Below are 2049 nucleotides of genomic sequence, written 5' to 3' on the forward strand. Positions count from 1 at the left end.
TACATAATTTATTTATTAATCTCGGAGTTCCACCAGAAAATCTTTGGATCTCATCCAAAGCTCCATCGGAAAAGATAGGTTGTTCAACCCCTGAATATTCTAAATGTCGTGAGACATATTCACCAACTTGAGCCCGATCATAATGACCTAATTTGAACTGAATATCAATTCTTTGGCGTATTGCTGCGTATGATTGAAGACGGAGGCGGTCCCATAGTTCACTTTGTCCCACAAGGATGAGGGCCATCGGACTTTGTGCATCCATCTTAAAATTAAGTAAAAATCTAACTTCTTCAAGCATCTCGCGATCTAGGAGGTGTGATTCATCTACCACAACCACTGGCTGGATTCCACGTATTCCTCTCATTAACTCAATTTCTCTGTGAAGCTGTCGCTTGGCATCGCCCCGATAAAACTTTGCTTCTGATCCTAGCTGTTCTAATAAACCTTTATAAAAATGGCGTGGAGTGAGTTTTGAATCAGATAAATAGAGCACTTGATATTTCCCCTGATCCAGACCATCGACAAATTTTCGAATTGTAGTTGTTTTTCCTGTTCCACAATCTCCAGTTAAAACGGCAAATAATTGCCTTTCTGCTGTATACTTTAAGCGACCTAGAACTTCCTGCATTGTATATGAATCATAAAGTTGGGTCGTAGGGACATCCCTTGTAAATGGAGTGCGCTCCATCCCATAGAAGTTCTCAAACATGACCGCCAGCCTCCTTCCACACTGCACGGAATGAAACAGCTGGAGTCTGTTCTACTTTTCTCTCTTGATGTTTTTGTTCAGCTGCCTTTAATAGTCTTGAAGAATCAGCTTCTTGTGGTTGAAGATGTGAAGGGAGTGTTGGTCGTTTTCCGGATCTTTCTCCAATCACAAGCTTTTTGGCTTTCCAAGGGGAATATCCCTCATATTCAATGGTTAACTCCTCTAAATCTGCAGGGTCATAAACAACATCTACCTTGCGCCCGATAAATGAAAGACCCACTTCATATTTTTGATCCATAAAGCTGATGCATCCCGATTTATCCACTTTTCTTGTTTCGCAATGTAAGAAAGCATTTGCTAGTTGATCTGGATCAATAAAACGAAGGGCTTTTTTATCACTCCGAAAAGCAGATTCAGGGCTGATGTTCTCTCCTAATCCAGAGTGTGTTTTATTTTGATAACACTCAGATAGCCATACTTCAAAAAGCTCATTTAAACGATCTAAGGAATTTGGCTTTTCTATGGCTGCTTCTCCTAAGAAAGAATCTACAACTCTATTAAAGCGTTCAACTTTTCCCTTCGATTCGGCCGCATAAGGTTTTGCATATATTAATCGAGTCCCTAATTTAGAACATGTACGGCTCATCCATTTCGTTCGATATTGTTTTCCATTATCAAAGTAAACAGCTTCAGGTACACCATATTTTTGGATGGCATTTCGAAATGCATCCTCGATAATTCTGGAATCCAAAGTAGGATAGAAGGCACCATGAAGAATAAATCGAGTCGCATCATCTATAATAGCTACTAAATAAACCTGCTTTTTTGTGCCATTAGGGCCAATTGGTAAATAAGGTCCGTATTTAATGTCAGACTGCCAAAGTTGATTACGATGTCGTTTCTGAAACCGTCTTGCAGCCACCCCTGTTTGAGAATATAACTTCATTTGACGAGTACTATAACCTCTTTCTCCTAACTTTTCCTGAAGGGTGGAACGTTTTAACTGACCAGGCTCAGCTAAACCCTCCCACTCAAGAATCTGAATAATTTGTGCAACACTTCGTGTTGGAGCCTCTTTTCGCAGGAGAATAGCTTGTTCTATTAAATTTGATGGAATAGCTTCTTTTTTCTTGGTTCTGGTATGACCCTTTGGTTTTAGACCACCAAATCCATCATTGCGGTAGAGTTCAAGGTAACGTCTAATCGTCCTTTCAGAAATACCCGTTGAATTACATATTTGTGCTTTCAATTCTTTTGCTTTACCTGCATCCAGCCCCTCTGCCAAAAGAGGGGAAATGAGTTGAAATCGTTGCACAGCTATTTCTTCTGCCTTTTTT

2 protein-coding genes are annotated in these 2049 nt (G+C 40.0%); both read right to left on the reverse strand.

Annotation, left to right across the window (positions count from 1 at the left end; all coding sequences use genetic code 11):
* On the reverse strand, positions 1 to 712 hold a 712-nt coding region (locus LKW28_RS22770), incomplete at its 3' end, for an ExeA family protein (protein ID WP_229142698.1).
* Positions 705 to 2049: DDE-type integrase/transposase/recombinase (locus tag LKW28_RS22775; protein ID WP_229142699.1), on the reverse strand; the 1345-nt coding region annotated here is incomplete at its 5' end. The genes LKW28_RS22775 and LKW28_RS22770, both read right to left, overlap by 8 nt.

The sequence above is a fragment of the Bacillus sp. REN16 genome, from assembly GCF_020731355.1.
Lineage (GTDB): Bacteria > Bacillota > Bacilli > Bacillales > Bacillaceae_L > Ferdinandcohnia.